The sequence below is a fragment of the Vreelandella sp. H-I2 genome (assembly GCF_052959335.1).
On the sequence record NZ_JBRAMC010000001.1, the window covers coordinates 150,624 to 165,711 of the forward strand.

Annotated in this window: 21 protein-coding genes; 13 read left to right on the forward strand and 8 right to left on the reverse strand. The window is 52.9% G+C overall.

The genetic code is table 11. The features are described 5' to 3' along the window. Positions 1-5: 5 nt before the first annotated feature. Positions 6-602 (reverse strand): hypothetical protein, encoded by a 597-nt coding sequence (locus ACUVOF_RS00750; protein ID WP_447042540.1) that lies wholly within the window; start codon positions 600-602, stop codon positions 6-8. A 167-nt stretch (positions 603-769) separates the two neighbouring features. On the opposite strand from ACUVOF_RS00750, the gene ACUVOF_RS00755 reads away from it, so the two are divergent. The 5 genes from ACUVOF_RS00755 (at position 770) to ACUVOF_RS00775 (ending at position 5,624) form a co-directional block, all read left to right on the forward strand. Continuing rightward, complete coding sequence (locus tag ACUVOF_RS00755) at positions 770-1,954, forward strand: phage tail sheath protein (RefSeq protein WP_447042541.1); 1,185 nt, start codon at positions 770-772, stop codon at positions 1,952-1,954. Positions 1,955-1,975: 21 nt separating this feature from the next. Beyond that, complete coding sequence (locus tag ACUVOF_RS00760) at positions 1,976-2,488, forward strand: phage major tail tube protein (RefSeq protein WP_447042542.1); 513 nt, start codon at positions 1,976-1,978, stop codon at positions 2,486-2,488. Positions 2,489-2,558: 70 nt separating this feature from the next. Next, a complete protein-coding gene (locus ACUVOF_RS00765; protein WP_447042543.1) occupies positions 2,559-2,864 on the forward strand; it encodes a phage tail assembly protein in 306 nt (101 codons plus the stop codon). A gap of 17 nt (positions 2,865-2,881) precedes the next feature. Next, positions 2,882-3,052: a GpE family phage tail protein gene (locus ACUVOF_RS00770; protein ID WP_447042544.1), complete on the forward strand. Its 171-nt coding sequence runs from the start codon at positions 2,882-2,884 to the stop codon at positions 3,050-3,052. Continuing rightward, positions 3,042-5,624 carry a phage tail tape measure protein gene (locus ACUVOF_RS00775; RefSeq protein WP_447042545.1) on the forward strand — a complete coding sequence of 861 codons (2,583 nt, stop codon included), beginning with the start codon at positions 3,042-3,044 and terminating at the stop codon, positions 5,622-5,624. The genes ACUVOF_RS00770 and ACUVOF_RS00775 overlap by 11 nt, the downstream gene beginning before the upstream one ends. Here the strand turns inward: ACUVOF_RS00775 and ACUVOF_RS00780 are convergent. Next, the gene (locus tag ACUVOF_RS00780; protein WP_447042546.1) at positions 5,621-6,103 is read right to left on the reverse strand and encodes a hypothetical protein; all 483 of its coding nucleotides are present in this window, start codon (positions 6,101-6,103) and stop codon (positions 5,621-5,623) included. The genes ACUVOF_RS00775 and ACUVOF_RS00780 overlap by 4 nt on opposite strands. On the opposite strand from ACUVOF_RS00780, the gene ACUVOF_RS00785 reads away from it, so the two are divergent. Both ACUVOF_RS00785 and ACUVOF_RS00790 read left to right on the forward strand, forming a co-directional pair. Then, a complete protein-coding gene (locus tag ACUVOF_RS00785) occupies positions 6,102-6,545 on the forward strand; it encodes a phage tail protein (RefSeq protein ID WP_447042547.1) in 444 nt (147 codons plus the stop codon). The genes ACUVOF_RS00780 and ACUVOF_RS00785 overlap by 2 nt on opposite strands. Further along, positions 6,542-7,534, forward strand: a complete 993-nt coding sequence (locus tag ACUVOF_RS00790; RefSeq protein WP_447042548.1) for a phage late control D family protein — start codon at positions 6,542-6,544, stop codon at positions 7,532-7,534. The genes ACUVOF_RS00785 and ACUVOF_RS00790 overlap by 4 nt, the downstream gene beginning before the upstream one ends. A gap of 40 nt (positions 7,535-7,574) precedes the next feature. On the opposite strand, the gene ACUVOF_RS00795 is transcribed toward ACUVOF_RS00790, so the two are convergent. The 3 genes from ACUVOF_RS00795 to ACUVOF_RS00805 all read right to left on the reverse strand — a co-directional run bounded on the left by ACUVOF_RS00795 (position 7,575) and on the right by ACUVOF_RS00805 (position 9,730). Beyond that, on the reverse strand, positions 7,575-8,657 hold the full coding sequence (locus ACUVOF_RS00795; RefSeq protein ID WP_447042549.1) for a ComEC/Rec2 family competence protein: 1,083 nt from the start codon (positions 8,655-8,657) through the stop codon (positions 7,575-7,577). Between the two features lie 9 nt (positions 8,658-8,666). Beyond that, positions 8,667-9,278: a hypothetical protein gene (locus ACUVOF_RS00800; RefSeq protein WP_447042550.1), complete on the reverse strand. Its 612-nt coding sequence runs from the start codon at positions 9,276-9,278 to the stop codon at positions 8,667-8,669. A 101-nt stretch (positions 9,279-9,379) separates the two neighbouring features. After that, positions 9,380-9,730 (reverse strand): hypothetical protein, encoded by a 351-nt coding sequence (locus tag ACUVOF_RS00805; protein ID WP_447042551.1) that lies wholly within the window; start codon positions 9,728-9,730, stop codon positions 9,380-9,382. Positions 9,731-9,845: 115 nt separating this feature from the next. On the opposite strand from ACUVOF_RS00805, the gene ACUVOF_RS00810 reads away from it, so the two are divergent. Then, positions 9,846-11,153 carry a Y-family DNA polymerase gene (locus ACUVOF_RS00810; RefSeq protein ID WP_447042552.1) on the forward strand — a complete coding sequence of 436 codons (1,308 nt, stop codon included), beginning with the start codon at positions 9,846-9,848 and terminating at the stop codon, positions 11,151-11,153. A 7-nt stretch (positions 11,154-11,160) separates the two neighbouring features. Here ACUVOF_RS00810 and ACUVOF_RS00815 read toward each other — a convergent pair whose 3' ends face one another. The 3 genes from ACUVOF_RS00815 to ACUVOF_RS00825 form a co-directional block, all read right to left on the reverse strand. Continuing rightward, positions 11,161-12,372 carry an HNH endonuclease gene (locus ACUVOF_RS00815; protein WP_447042553.1) on the reverse strand — a complete coding sequence of 404 codons (1,212 nt, stop codon included), beginning with the start codon at positions 12,370-12,372 and terminating at the stop codon, positions 11,161-11,163. Then, complete coding sequence (locus tag ACUVOF_RS00820; protein WP_447042554.1) at positions 12,365-12,934, reverse strand: hypothetical protein; 570 nt, start codon at positions 12,932-12,934, stop codon at positions 12,365-12,367. Before ACUVOF_RS00820 ends, ACUVOF_RS00815 begins: the two co-directional genes overlap by 8 nt. A gap of 66 nt (positions 12,935-13,000) precedes the next feature. Next, positions 13,001-13,666 (reverse strand): XRE family transcriptional regulator, encoded by a 666-nt coding sequence (locus ACUVOF_RS00825; protein ID WP_447042555.1) that lies wholly within the window; start codon positions 13,664-13,666, stop codon positions 13,001-13,003. Positions 13,667-13,759: 93 nt separating this feature from the next. On the opposite strand from ACUVOF_RS00825, the gene ACUVOF_RS00830 reads away from it, so the two are divergent. Genes ACUVOF_RS00830 through ACUVOF_RS00850 form a run of 5 tightly spaced genes read left to right on the forward strand, consistent with a single transcriptional unit; the run spans position 13,760 to position 15,051 of the window. Further along, positions 13,760-14,056 carry a hypothetical protein gene (locus ACUVOF_RS00830; protein ID WP_447042556.1) on the forward strand — a complete coding sequence of 99 codons (297 nt, stop codon included), beginning with the start codon at positions 13,760-13,762 and terminating at the stop codon, positions 14,054-14,056. Between the two features lie 57 nt (positions 14,057-14,113). Further along, entirely contained in the window at positions 14,114-14,320 is a 207-nt protein-coding gene (locus ACUVOF_RS00835) for a hypothetical protein (RefSeq protein ID WP_447042557.1), read from the forward strand. Between the two features lie 25 nt (positions 14,321-14,345). Continuing rightward, on the forward strand, positions 14,346-14,549 hold the full coding sequence (locus ACUVOF_RS00840; protein ID WP_133731170.1) for a hypothetical protein: 204 nt from the start codon (positions 14,346-14,348) through the stop codon (positions 14,547-14,549). Positions 14,550-14,587: 38 nt separating this feature from the next. Further along, positions 14,588-14,791, forward strand: a complete 204-nt coding sequence (locus ACUVOF_RS00845) for a hypothetical protein (protein WP_447042558.1) — start codon at positions 14,588-14,590, stop codon at positions 14,789-14,791. Further along, positions 14,791-15,051: an ogr/Delta-like zinc finger family protein gene (locus ACUVOF_RS00850; RefSeq protein WP_447042559.1), complete on the forward strand. Its 261-nt coding sequence runs from the start codon at positions 14,791-14,793 to the stop codon at positions 15,049-15,051. The genes ACUVOF_RS00845 and ACUVOF_RS00850 overlap by 1 nt, the downstream gene beginning before the upstream one ends. Positions 15,052-15,088 lie beyond the last annotated feature (37 nt).

The window sequence follows — 15,088 nt, forward strand, 5'->3', positions numbered from 1 at the left end:
TATCTCTATTCCATATATCGCAACTCATTACACAAACTTATTATTTTATTATATTCGTCTCTTGCTTTCGAAAAGCTACCACTCCCCAAACATCCCTCCTTTTTATCCATTAAAGCATTAAAAAACAAGACATCCGCCTTCTTTAGATCAATTAACAATACGCTGTAACGTTTCATTAAAATCTCATCTAACGACAATAAAAAGCTTAACCTTTCATCATTAACTCTTAATATATCTTTTTTTTCACTCGCAGTCATAACACTTGGGACCTTTAAATCATCAAGGATATCATCCACATCTAACACTCGATCCTTATCGATGGCTATAACACGGGATGCACAATAAGCCATTATGTCGGCAAGCTCCCTAATCAGTATAAAATGTGCTGCACTCTCTATTCTTTTACGTTCCTTTAATTCTCTTTCTTGCTTATTAAGTTCTATTTTTGTTGGCACGTAAACGGCTACTAGAATGGCAATAACCGATCCTATCGCTTGTACCCATGCAGCACTCCAAAACTTTCCACTTATTGGAGAAAAAACTACATAGGAGAGCAAACATGACGCCCCCCCTATCAATGAAAATTTAACCCACGTTTTCATCCCTACATTCCCTTAGTAGTCACTTTCACGCACCTTACCACACCCCACGGTGTAAACCGCCCCACTCACACCCAGCACCGCTACCACCCTCCCCCAAGCCCCCGCACGATACCTGCGTGAATTCACCCTTTTCGTTACCCGAACAGTGAACCTGCGCAGGAGCCACCATGGCACTCGATCAATACCACCACGGCGTGCGCGTTGCGGAAGTCAACGACGGCACGCGCACCATCCGCACCGTCTCCACTGCCGTTATTGGCGTGGTCTGCACCGCATCCGATGCGGATGTCACAACCTTCCCCCTTAACCAGCCCGCCCTGGTCACCAATGTGGATACCGCCATTGGTAAAGCGGGCATTCAGGGCACGCTGAAAGACACCCTCACCGCCATCAGCCAGCAGGCCAAGCCCATCATCGTCGTGGTGCGCGTGGCCGAAGGCGAAGATGCCGAGGAAACCACAGCCAACCTCATCGGCACCACTACCGAGCTAGGCCAGCGCACTGGGCTGCAGGCGCTGCTGACCGCTAAACAGAAGCTGGGCGTGACGCCGCGCATTATCGGCGTGCCCTATCTGGATACCCAGCCGGTGGCCACCGCTCTGGTTTCGGTGCTGCAGCAATTGCGCGCCTTTGGCTATGTGTACGCCCACGGGTGCGACACCATTACTGAGGTCACCGCCTACCGCGACCAGTTTGGCGCCCGCGAGCTAATGGTGATTTGGCCCCAGTGGCAAGCGTTTGATACCGACGACGCTGACACGGTGGATATCAGCCCCGTGGCGATCGCATTGGGCCTGCGCGCCAAGCTGGACCAAACCGTGGGCTGGCACAAAACACTGAGTAACGTGGTGGTCAATGGCGTCACCGGTATCAATAAGGATGTGTTCTGGGATCTACAAAGCCCCAACACCGATGCCGGCATGCTCAACGCGGCCGATGTCACCACCCTGGTCAACCAGAGCGGCTACCGCTTCTGGGGCTCGCGCACCTGCGCCGGGCCGGAAAGCCTCTTCCCGTTCGAGAACTACACCCGTACCGCGCAGATCCTCGCCGACACCGTGGCGGAAGCGCACCTGTGGGCGGTGGATCTGCCCCTGCACGCCTCACTAGCGCGAGACATTATCGAAGGCCTCAACGCCAAATTCCGCGAGTTAAAAACCCTGGGGCTGATTGTGGATGGCAGCGCCTGGCTGAACGAGGAGCTCAACACCCAGACCTCCCTCAAGGCCGGCAAGTTACGCATCGACTACGACTACACGCCGGTGCCGCCGCTGGAGGATCTCGGCTTCCAGCAACGCATCACCGACACCTACCTGGCTGACTTCGCCGAGCGCGTCGCAGCCACCGCCTGAACTGACTAGCGAGAGAACCTCATGGCACTCCCCAAAAAGCTCAAAGACCTCAACCTGTTCAGCAACGGCGAAAGCTGGCAGGGCATCGTCCAGTCGATCACCTTGCCCACCCTCACCCGCAAGATCGAAGAGTGGCGCGGCGGCGGCATGGACGGCGCCGTGGGTATCGATATGGGTCAGGACGGCCTGCTCACCGTTCAGTGGACGGTCGGCGGCCTAGTCGAAAGCCTGTTCGACAACTTCGGCACCGCCCGCATCGATGCCGACATGCTGCGCATGACCGGCAGCTACGAGCGCGACGATATCGAAGACGCCTCCGCCGTCGAAGTCGTCATGCGCGGCCGCCACACCGAGATCGATATGGGTGATGCCCAAACCGGCGAGAACACAGAGCACCAGGTCACCAGCACGCTCAGCTACTACAAGCTGACCATCGACGGCTCAACCAAGATCGAGATCGATCTGGTCAACGGCGTGTTCAAGGTCAACGGCGTCGATCGCCTCGCTGGCCGCCGCCAACGCCTGGGTATTTAAAGACAGGCCTTTAAGGACAGGTATTTAACCCCACTCCTTTTCCCTTTAATCAAGCACCAGGAACACCACCATGACCAAAGCCAACACTGCCATCGCCACCGATCCGATCGAACTAGACGAACCCATCAAACGCGGCGAACAGACTATCGACAGCATCACGCTGCGCAAGCCCAAGTCCGGCGAACTGCGCGGTATCTCGCTGGCCGATGTGCTGCAAATGCAGACCGATGCATTGATCACCCTAATCCCGCGCCTCTCCAACCCTTCACTCACCGCCGCCGAAGTGCGCCAGATGGACCCGGCGGACCTAGTGCAATGCGGCGGTGAAATCGCCGGTTTTTTGCTGACGAAGCGGGCCAAGGGCGAGACCGACTAGGCCGGTCTTCGGGGCCTGTGATAGCCCTACCGGGCCAGGTAGAAGATGCGATGGCGGATCTCGCCATCGTCTTCCACTGGTCGCCGGAAGACTGCGCCGACTTCAGCTTGCGGGAGCTAATGGAGTGGCGCGAACGGGCGCGAAAGCGCAGCACACCCACAGAAAGCAGGAGCAAGCGTGGCGCGTAATCTAAAGCTTGAGGTGATTCTCAACGCCGTTGACCGGGCCACCCGCCCGCTACGGGCGATTGATCGCGCCTCTCAGGGCGCCTCTCAAGCGATGCGCGAAAACCGCGACCGCTTAAAGCAGCTCCAGGCCACCCAGAAAGACGTCAGCTCCTTTCGCACCCTCACCCGGCAATCCACCGACACCACCACCGCCCTGCGTGAACAGCAGGAGCGTATCCGCCGCCTTTCGCAACAAATGCAATCCAACCAGGGCGACACCGCCGCCCTGGTCGCCGAGCGTAAAAAGGCCATTATTCAGGCCCGCAGGCTAACCCAACGCTACGATGAAGAGCGCCAAACGCTGCACCGCTTGCGCACCACGCTGAACAATAACGGCGTGAGCACCGGCCACCTCTCCCGCGACCAACGCCGCCTTGCCAGCGAAATACAGCGCGCCAATACCGCGGTAGATGAACAGCGGCAACGCTTAAAACGGCTGGCGGAACAGCAGCGCAACGCCGCACAGGCCCGTGGTCGATACGACCGCGCCATGAGCATGCGTAACAACATGGCCGGTACCGGTGCGGGCATGGCGGCCAGTGGCGGCGCCGCGCTGTACGCCGGGGCACGCCTGCTGGCCCCCGGTGTGGAGTACGGGGAGTCGATGTCGCGGGTGCAGGCGCTCACCCGTATGGAAGCCGAAGACGAACGCTTCCAGGCCCTTAAACGGCAAGCGCGGGAGCTGGGAGCCACCACCGCCTTTAGTGCCGGGCAATCTGCCGATGCCCAAGGCTACCTGGCCATGGCAGGCTTTGATCCGGATGCCATTCAAGCCGCCATGCCGGATATGCTCAACCTGGCACTGGCCAACCGTACCGATCTCGGCCGCACGGCGGATATATCCTCCAACATTCTCTCCGGCTTCGGGCTAGACCCCGCCGAGATGGGCCGCGTGGGTGATGTGCTTACCGCCACCACCACCCGGGCCAATGTTGACCTGCAGATGCTTGGCGAGTCGATGAAGTACGTGGCGCCCCAGGCCCGGGCCATGAATATGTCACTTGAGCAATCCGCCGCCATGGCCGGGCTGCTGGGCAACGTGGGTATTCAAGGCAGCCAGGCAGGCACCACCCTGCGCGCCATGGTCACCCGCTTGGCCGCCCCCACCGGGGCCGCCGCCGGGGCGCTGGCAGATCTAGGCGTCAACGCCAAGGATGCCCAAGGCAACCTGCGGGACATTCCCCGCATTCTCACCGATGTGGCCCGTGCCACCGAAGAGATGGGCAACGCCGACCGCGCCGCCTACCTGAAGGATATTTTCGGTGAAGAACCCGGCGCAGGCATGGCGGAACTGATCGCCCAGCAAGGCAGCGCGGGCATTGAGCAGTTTGTGGAGATCCTCACCAACGCCGCTGGCGAAAACGCCCGTGTGGCCAAAACCATGGCGGACAACATCGGCGGCGACCTCAAATCGCTCAGCAGCGCCTGGGATGAAGTGGGCATCTCCATCACCGAGACCAACAACGGCCCGCTGCGCGATCTTATTCAGAACGTCACCGCCATTACCCGTGGCGTGAGCAGCTGGATCAATGAAAACCCACGGCTGGCCGGTACCATCGCCAAAGTGGCCGCCATTCTCACCGTGCTGGTCACCGCAGGCGGCATGCTCACGTTAATGCTCGCCTCCATCCTTGGCCCTATCGCCATGGTGCGCTATGGCATGGCGTTAGTCGGCCCGCAAATCCTTATGGCCGGTAAGGCTTTCCTGTGGCTGGGCGGCGTGTTCCGCACCGTTTCCATGTTCCTGCTCGCCAACCCCATTGGCGTGGCCATCGCCGCGATCGCTGCCGCGGCTTACCTGATCTACCGCCACTGGGAACCGATCAAAGCCTTTTTCCAAGGGCTGTGGCAGCAGGTTAATACCGCGTTCAGTAACGGCATAAGTGGCGTGGCGCAGCTGCTCATAAACTGGTCACCGCTGGGCCTGCTTTATCGGGGAATCACCACCGCGCTTTCAGCGCTGGGGGTCGAGATCCCCGAACGGTTCAGCTCCCTGGGCAGCGCCATGGTGGAAGGCCTGATCGGTGGCCTTACGGGCAAACTCAGCGCGCTACGCGACCGCGTGACCGGCATGGCCGGCAACGTGCGTGGCTGGTTCGCCGATGTGCTGGATATCAACAGCCCCTCCCGGGTGTTCACCCAATTGGGCGGCTACACGGTGGATGGCCTGAACAGAGGGCTGGATGCCCAGCGGGATGAACCCGCCAAACGCATTAGCGACATCGCCCGCCGCGTGACCCGAGCAGGCGCCGGGCTAGCACTGGGCGCCGCAACCCTGCCTGCCGCCGCGATGCCCAGCATCGAGCAGCAATCGCCGATTCAGTTTGATAACCGGCCGCCGCTTAGCGCGCCCAGCTCACAAGCAGGCGGTGGTTTCTCCATGGGCGACATCAATATCAACGTCACCCCTGCCCCCGGCATGAACGAACAACAGCTCGCCCAGTACGTGGCGCAGGAAGTGCAGCGCGCCCTGGCCAACGCCCGACGCGACGCCCAGGCACGGCAGCGTTCTTCAATGAGGGATATTGATTAAGGCTCTGCAGTTTTATTTTCAACCGATTTAAAGACCATTACGGCCAGATTAAAGGTAATACATAACAAGGAGATGAACATTAACGAAATTGGCCAGTAGATAGCTGACCGACGATTAAAATCACTCCCAACTACAATATCTACTGGGATTAGAGTTACCAGTTGAGAAGAGACAGCCATTAATAGGCAAAATAAAGCCGCCAATGCTAAAGGAGAATTTCTTTCCTTTTTAAACTTTAGATAACCAAGCATACCAGTCGCAATAGCTAAATACATGGAAACATCAAGCCCTTTAATCATAGTCATAAAAAGCTCAGTGCTTGGATGGAAATGCTTAGCAAGAAAGGTTATGAAAATTCCATACATTAAAAATGCTGCAAAAAATTGCAAGATGAAAAATGATCCAAGTTGGAATTTAGGAAATTGCTTTTTTTTATTTTCACTCGACCACTTAAGATAATTTTTAAGGAGATTTTTCATGCTAATGGCTCTTGGTATGTTTGTATTCGAGACCCGTACAGTTCCCTATCAAGAGCTGAAACGGGTCACTGAATGGCGTCACGCGAGCCAATCTCGCGTAGGGGAACGCCCTGCGTATCAATTCATCGGCCAAGGGACTGATACCATTAACCTTTCTGGCACTTTACTACCCACCTTCACCGGCGGCCGCTTTAGCCTGGATGAGATCCGCGAGATGGCCAACCAGGGTAACGCCTGGCCGCTGGTCGAAGGCACTGGCCGCCAGTACGGCTTGTGGGTAGTCACCCGCGTGGAAGAAACCAGCACCCACTTCTTCCGCGACGGCGCCGCTGAAAAAATCGAGTTCAACCTCACGCTCGAGCACGTCGACGACGAACGCACCGACCTGATCGGCCGCTTGGCCTTGCCCGCCGTGGCACGCCTGGCTGGTGGCTACGTATGAACGCTTACCCAAAGCCTGGCTATCGCATCACGCTGGATGGCACCGACATCACCCCACGCATTAACGGCCGCCTAATCAGTTTGACGCTACGCGAGCAGTGCGGCCTGGAAGCTGACCAACTGGATATCACTCTGGCGGATCACGATGGCCAGCTCGCCATTCCCCCACGCGGCGCAGAGCTGCAGGTAGCTTTTGGCTGGCTGGATGAAGGGCTGATCGACAAGGGCCGCTTTACGGTGGATGAAGTGCAGCACAGCGGCACGCCGGATCAGCTCACTATCCGTGCTCGTTCGGCGGATATGCGCAGCCAATTGCCCGGCAAACGCACCCAGAGCTGGCACGATGTAACGCTGGGTGAGATCGTTAACACCATCGCCGGCCGCAACAATTTGGAGCCAGTGGTGGCCGCCGCACTTAACAGCATTCGCATTGGCCATATCGACCAAACGGAAGAATCAGACCTTAATTTTCTCACCCGCCTGGGCGAACGTTTTGATGCCATTGCCGCCATTAAAGCCGGGCACATGCTGTTTTCTGTTGCAGGCGAAGGGCTAACCGCCAGCGGTAAAGCCATGCCCACCATTACCCTCACCCGCCGTGATGGTGACCAACACCGCTACAGCGTCACCGACCGCGACGCCTATAGCGGCGTGAAAGCCTACTGGAATGACACAAGAAGCGCAGAGCGCAAAACGGTACTGGCAGGCACCGAAGAAAACGCCAAACAGCTACGCCCAACCTACGCCACGGAAGATGATGCCCTCGCCGCCGCCCGCGCTGAATGGCAGCGCATCCAACGCGGCTTAGCAGAGTTTGAGCTAACGCTTGCACTGGGGCGGGCAGATATATTGCCGGAGTCGCCGTTAACGCTCAGCGGTTACAAGCCTGAGATTGACGCCACCGCCTGGCTGGTGAGCGAGGTCACACACTCGCTGAATGATGGGGGGTTAGGGACGCAAGTTAGGTGTGAGGTGCAAAGCAATAGTTGACTTCTGATAGTGACTCTCTGGCGTTTCCCTATAAAAAATATTAATCAGATTCTTGTTCAGTTGGATACGGCACACCGTCCACTGGTGACCAACCTGCTCTTTCTGGAGCATTTCTGTTAATTTGAACCACTCCATTTTCTGTTGTAATGACTTTAGCCCCCCTGTGATGAAATGCACGAATCACGCTTTTTCTAGGATGTTTTTCATCCTCTTTAGAAGCACTAATAATGGCTACAAAACTCTTATCATCAGCTTCATGAAGAGCTTTCTTTTCACCTAAAATTTTATCAAGAATCTCAGACGAAACGTTACGCCTAGAGCCATGATGAGGGACTTGGACAAAGTCAACACCTGGAAGCTCTATTCCCGACATGTAGAAATTATTTATCGATTCGTCTAATGATCGTCTCCCAGCATCCCCGGTAAGCAAAATAGATTTCTCGCATATCACTGCGGCTTGAACAATGCTCATTTCGTTTTCACAGCTTGTTAGCTCATTAGAAAATATTTCCTCACCCCACTCAGACAGCTTCAACTTAAGAGCATCATAGACTCCTTTTAAAAAGCCTCTCTCTTCATTTGCAACAACTCTTTCTTGCTTGACATCAGGAGATCTTTCAGACTCAACAACCAAATCCAGATATAGCTCTTTCGAAGGTGCTAAAACTTTAAAAGACCCAATTTCGGCCCCTGCAAAAGGCGTACGTATTGGCACCCCCATATCATTTGCTATGTCTTCTAAAAACTTAATATTAGGAAACTTCTCTTTCAGCCTCTTTGATAGATTTTCATGATTACTAAATCTACTGAACCTGTGAATTATCTCGTTTGAATAGTCCCAAGGCTTGAGCATCCAAAGATTACGAACCTCTATCTTGGATAATACCTCTCTTAAACCTCCAGCATGATCGCCATCATGATGTGTTAATACCATATGATCGATAACTACATTCTCGCCGTAGTATTTCAAGATATGTTCTATTACACTTTCTCCAGTATGTTGATAACCGCTATCAATCACATGAATGACTGTTTCGCCATCTTCATTAACATATCTTGCAGTGATAGCGTCTCCACTTTTTGTGCTATTTACCGGCAAAAAATCTATCTCAAAAAATTCCATCATTTTCTCCTATGAATGTTCCGCTAAAACGTTCCTAACCAAGCTTACTGCGCTATTTCTTGCAGCTATAGCTAAGATTTGCCAGTAACACAATGCAGCCAACGAATAATAAAGCACCGCTTCATGACTGGCCTTTAAGTAGACTGCATATAGTATATAAAAGGTCGAAGTCACTACTATCAAGCAAGCAGAGTCTCTAAACAAAAGATAACGTTTATTAGCTTCAATTACTGAGCCAACCTCTCTAACAGTTTTATAAAGAGAGTACCATGCTTTATTTTGCCTATTTGGCTCTTCAGGGAAGCCACCAATTTTTTCAGAGATCTTCTCTTCATTGACTCGAGAGTCATTTCCCATATGTAAAGAAAACGCCCTAAAGCCCGGTAGCCTATCTTTGGCTCTAAAAAAGACCAAAAACTCTTTGACATGATTTCCGAACAGCGAGCCAGTGAGAACAAGGCCAAATAGCAAAACGCCAGAGAGCTTCAAATATTCTTCATAGCTTTGATAAAAAACATTTACCTCACCGCCCAGCACTAGCACCCAAAACAGGAAGTAATTGATAAAAAAAGCCACAACCTGCATGGGTAGGTTTTGAGCTTTTAAAGTTAATGCAGCCATTATTTTTCCCATATTTTTAGGTGAGGTGTATCTAAGTCCACTATGTCAAATATACTTAACAAATGATGTAAGACTTTTGCCATACAGTTGTAAGCCATCTCCTACACCGCCCAGCACCGCGCTTGCCTCACCACCACACCCTTGAACTGCTGCACGGTCACAAAGCAGCCCTGACCACCGTTCGTTGGCAGCAACCGGCAACGGCTGCCCACGCGGTGGGCTTTGAATAATCGATAAACGCCTTCCACTTCTGCCACTACCAGATCGGCGTGGCCAAATGATCGCGCTTCATCCACCACCAGCACATCGCCCTCCATCCACGGCCCGCCTGGGCGTGCCTCCTCACTTATCTCCACCAGAAAGCAGCTAGGTGAAAATTTTCGCCTGTCCATTTCTGCCACGGCTGGGTGCTCCACGCCCACCATTGCTGGTCCCAAGTAGTTCACTCGCATGTTGTTGTCCTGTGCTTGCTCCACATTAAGCGACGTATATTAGAATCTGCCTGTCGCTTTCCCTGTGCCTAATACTGTATAAATTAACAGCCTTACACAAGCAGGGATGCAAATTATGATTGGGTTAGTGGACTGTAACAACTTCTACGTCAGCTGCGAGCGGGTGTTCAACCCCAAGCTAGAAGGCCGGCCGGTGGGCATTATGTCCAACAACGACGGTTGTATTATCGCCCGCTCGAACGAGCTAAAAGCGCTGGGTATCGAGATGGGCACCCCTGCCCACCAGGTGCGCCACCTGGTCGAGCGGGGCGAGATCGTGTTGCACTCCTCTAACTACGAGCTTTACGGCGATATGTCCCACCGGGTGCAAGGCATCCTGGAGCAGGAAACCGCCGGTGTGGAGCCTTACTCCATTGATGAGATGTTCGTGCGCATGGATGGCTTCGAGCCGGAAGCACTGCTGGAGCATGCCAAATCGCTGCGCAAGAAGATCCGCCGTAAAACCGGCATTCCCGTATGCGTCGGCGTTGCCGCTACCCATACCCTGGCGAAGCTGGCCAACCGCATTGCCAAGAAGCACCCCGGCTACCCCGGCGTGTGCATCCTTCACGCGGAAAGCGAGGAAGCCAGGCACCTGTTGCAGCAAATTGAGGTGAGCGATGTCTGGGGCGTGGGCCGCCGGCTAAACGAACGCCTGCAAGTTCTCGGCATCAACACCGCCTGGGACCTACGCGAAGCGGACGCCAAGCGCCTCCGGCGTAAGTTCTCAGTGAATATGGAACGCACCGTGCTGGAACTGCGCGGCATCAGTTGCCTGGAGATGAACGACTTTAACGAACCACGCCAACGCATCATGACCAGCCGATCGTTCGGCCGCCCCACTTCCCAGCTCTACGACCTGCAAGGCGCTATTCGCCAACACGCTCAACGGGGCGCCGAAAAGCTACGCGAGCAAAACAGCCTCGCCCGCGCCGTGCTGGTGTTTCTCAAAACCGATCGCTTCCGGCCCGATCTGCCCCAGTACTCCCCCAGCTTAGCCGTAGAAATGGAACGACCCAGCCAGGACACCCGCGACATACTCCACGCCGCCCAGGAGGCGCTGCGTAAGATCTACCGCCCCAAATACGGCTACAAGAAAGCAGGCGTGATGCTGATCGACCTCACCGACGAGAACCGCCAACAACTCAGCCTGATGGATACGCCACAAACAGAAGAGCAACGCCAGCGCAGCCAAAAGCTAATGGCCACCATGGACGCGCTTAACGAGAAGATGGGAAAGGGAACGGTACGCCTGGGCCTTCCGGAAAAGAACGCCCCCTGGCACCTACGCTGCGCGAACCGAAGCCCGCGCTATACGACGAATTGGGATGAGTTGATGGTGGCGTATACTGATGAGGATGCGGCTAGGAGAAATAATCCTTAATATAAAGTCAGTTACTTCTATTATGATGAAGCAAAAATGGCTTCATTTTCTCCATCGTCAAATCTATGATTTCTTGCATTTGACTAGGCTCAGTAATATATCCTTCTTGAATGCTGCAATTTTCAAAAGCATATTCAAGAGCCTCATTGATAACACGATTTTTTTCAGCTTCAAAACTATTAGCCATAGCTCGTTCAACAATATTTTCAAATATCTCTTTCTGCAGAGAGAAGTCTACTTTCTTATAGTCATAAATATCCAGGATCTCACTGTAAGTAAAACTTAAATCTATAGAAAGATCAACGAGATCACCGGTCACCGGGTCGATTGCGTACAAGTTACTAAATGCTTCCCCAGTATAGCAATCAGACAGACAAGCAACCATTCTATAACAACCAAAGTACTCTATATAAGCTGTTATCAGGCCACTGACACTATCACCTTTTACATATACACAATGATAAGAGAGACCTTTCTCTCTATTTAAAACCAAATCAGTAACATTATAATATCCCCAACAACACTGATCATCCGTTCCATTTAAATAAGAAAAAGCCAGGTTGCAAAACCTAGTATCTATACCGCTGCAATATACTAGACAAAGTGCAGATTTAATTAAAGACCTACCAGTCAGATGCCCTCCAAAGTTTAAATTTATCTCTAATGGATCACTAGAATAAACAGACTCGACTTTCGCTTGAGTCAAAATTTTCTCAACATCAATGTTAGGATGTTTTTTTAATTGCCCTTTCAGTATACTCCTGGCTTCTTTTATGTCTCTAGCTACGATATTTATATTGAAACCTTCATTAGTCTCAATTTTAGAAAATGTCGGCTTCGAAGGTTTATAGCTTCCATTTGCATTCCACTCAAGTGAGGCTCCACCCACGGTTTGAAATACCTGGGAAGGAGGAGGTTTTCTTTCCCTTCTCACTCTACAAAGTAGGTTTAGCGGATTTAAACTATCCGCTAAATCAAAATCCCATTTATCCCCTGACTCACTGTTGCATTTCCTGCATATAAAGCCCTTTACTTTTAACCTTCCCCCGATAGATTGAGGAATTAAATGCTCACGAGTGTCATTATTTTTATCTATTGAACAGCCACATATATTACATAAGTTACAGTAAACATAGATTAAAGCTTTATTTCCTGCAGAGGGGGCATAATTAAATCTTCCACAAACTATGTTTTCTCCGAAATTTAAAAAGTCAATCACAACTCCCCCTACAATTTATTAAAAGGTTAGAAATTAAAGAATCTAGCCCTGGCTGCTCACTTTCATAATAAACACTATTGAAATCATCTGACCACTGGTAACCATATTCTGTGGCTTCTTTAACATCGCTCAGCGAGCCAATATCAATCAAGCTTGCCAACGCGTCATAAGCTTCTTCACGGCTTATTTGTAGAGTAATTGACTGATTTTCAAGCAATTTCGATTGATCCCTGTTCATCAAATTTTCAAATTCCAAAGGTATCGCCGTAACAGTGACTTCCTCTATAGAAGTGTGGGCAAACACGTTATAAACACCATATATAGCAGCACGCCAATTTTCGTAATACACCACGTCCTCTAAATCGTTTGTCACGGTGATTTTAGAGAGGCGATAATGCGGCTTATCGGCATCCAACATCTCAAATGTATTGTTGAAAGAGTCATAATCTTGGTGGGCATACATCAACTCTTCAACGGTATCGTACTGCTCACTAAGTTCCGCTAATGCACCAGAGGAAAAAACAACGGCACTCAATGCGACCAATACTTTCAAAACCTTCATTCCCTAACTCCCTGTGTTAATTACTGGCTGTCTCAAAACCTCATTGCTGCCTTTACGGTTTTACAGTCACACAACCCGCCCAATCCGAATCTCACACCGCCCCAGAATCTCCACATCATGCATATCCTGCGGCTTGATCATTTCCGGCTGGTAGTGGTCATTATCGCTGATCAGGTACAGCGCGCCGCCCGCCAGGCGCTGCAACCGTTTAATTCTTCGCTCGCCGCTCACCAACAGCAAAAAAACACCTTCCTGCTTAGGGTCGCGGTTGCTGCGATCCACAAGCACCCAGTCGCCATCGGCTAGGGTGCCATCCATCGAATCGCCACGCACTTTAATGCCCACCACCTGCGCAGGGTCTAGCCCCTGTTCCGCCAGTTCGGCGCTGGAGAAATACAGCGTGGTTTTAACCGGCTCGCCTTCAAAGCTGCGACCAGCGCCCGCTGCCGCTTCAATGTCGTACATCTTCACCGGCGAGAGATCCAGCGATGGTTCACTTAGCGGAACCCCAAGAGGTTGAGCAGTTGCCGATCCTGACCGTTGGCCTTTGAGCACATAAAAAATATCAACGCCTTCATCAGAAACCGCCGAAAGGTAAGCAGAGTCGGGACTACTAGCGCCTTTTTCGTATTTGATCTGAGTCGTTTTTCCGACACCACCAATCTGGGCCAGAGCCGTTTGGCTCAGCCCAAGTCGCTCGCGTTCTTCTTTTAAGCGCTCACCAATGACCATTTTTATGAACCATCCTTATTGACAGGTTCATTTTTATGAACCAATCTATTCATGTCTTTCACTCTACAACACTACGTAAAGGGAGCCACTGCCATGGCCACACCTGCTGCTCAATCTATCCTGCTGTTTCGCGGTCTCGAGGTCGAACTGGACCGCTGCTCACCCGCCACTCGTCAAGCCATTACGGCCGAGATTGGCGACAGTAATCCGCTGTCGGATCTTGAAGCCTTGGAAGAACGCACCACCGCCGAGGCCGTGGGCCAACTCGCTGCCACGATGCTGGCCAGCCATACCCCCGCGGTAGACATCGAAGACGCCCTGGCCGAACTGCGTGCCCACCTGGATGAACACTTTCTGCATCGCAAGCTGGTGCGCCTTTACGAGCGCTAAATTCGCCGCTCGGCCGTCCCTTTTAAAGTCTTTCACTCTATTAAGGAAGCCTAACCCATGGCCACCGCTAACACCATTACCCCAAAGCCAATTTATGCCCCTAAGGGGTGTAACTGCCCCGTCATGATTCACCTCACCGAAAGCGAACGGGAAGAGCTGAAGTGTATTCAAGAGCTGGAAGTGCGCTCGATGTCGGCCACTGGTCGCATGTTGCTGCTCCGCGGCATCGCCGAGTACGACCAAGACACCCTGAACGCCGAATGACCTTGCCTGCATAAGGATGTTTGCCATGTACCAGGACCCCAAACGTGTGCGCTCTCGTTACGCCGCTCTCAATTTGGATCAGTACGAGGCCCAACTGATCGATGCGTTGGTGGATTACACCGGCATCGAGCGGGCGTCGCTGCTGCGTCAACTGGTGCTGAAAGAAGCACTGGAGACGCTAGGCGTTGCTGATCTCTCCGTTAGCACTATGCCCCAGCAGGCGTCGTAAACGCAGGCCCTTTTGAGGACCTCAAGGAGCACTGACGTATGGCTGACCAACCCGCCCGCAGCGATTGTCGCCTTCCGCTGGATGAACAGTTGGAGACGGTGCTGCAGCAGGTATGTGAACAGCAGGATTTGCAAAGCCTGGACGACGCCGCCGAGTGGCTACTCCGCCGGCGTTTGCGCAAAGGCACCCAAGGACTCACCGGCCGCAGCCGCGCCCTTTACCCCATTGAGAGAAAACGCTGATGACAATGACCAGCAAACACCGCCTTCCGTGCCCGCACTGTTGCCAGAACCTGCGCATCCGCAAAAGCCAGGGGCTGACGCCGGTGTACCGCGAGTTGGTGGTGGAATGCCGTAATGAAGACTGTGGGTTTCGGGGCAAAGCGCACATCGAGGTGTGCAACACGCTGACGCCCAGCGACAGCCCCAACCCCATGGTGGATCTGCCGTTTACGCCCAGATTGCTTCAACAAGCGATCAAGCAGGCGCAAAGGAAATCGTAAACGCCTAACCGGCCCCGCTACTGACTGTGACATAAGG